Genomic DNA, 301 nt, shown 5'->3' on the forward strand with positions numbered 1-301 from the left:
TGCCCAACTTCGAGCGCAAGGAACTGTGGTGGGAAGATCCGGACAGCCCCAGCCATTACGAAGAGAACTTCGAGGCCTGTGGCTTCGTTCGGGTTGAGCAGGCCCAACGCGGCGACCTGCTGGTGTTCCAGATCCCGACAGTGGGCAGGCCTTGCTACTTCCCGAACCATGCCGCGATCTACCTCGGCGCCGATGCCAGCCTGCACAGCGAGGACGCCCCGGCGCTTGGAGGCTCCGGCCCGTTCATCTATCACCACATGCCCGGTCGCCTGGCTGCCCGTGAGGTCTACGGCTGGTCGAT

At 64.5% G+C, this 301-nt stretch carries 1 pseudogene; it reads left to right on the plus strand.

The features are described from left to right. A pseudogene (locus AO388_RS07160) lies at positions 1-301 on the plus strand (NlpC/P60 family protein); the annotation flags it as partial.

This window comes from Pseudomonas sp. ICMP 10191, assembly GCF_001467335.1.
Classification (GTDB): Bacteria; Pseudomonadota; Gammaproteobacteria; order Pseudomonadales; family Pseudomonadaceae; genus Aquipseudomonas; species Aquipseudomonas cerasi.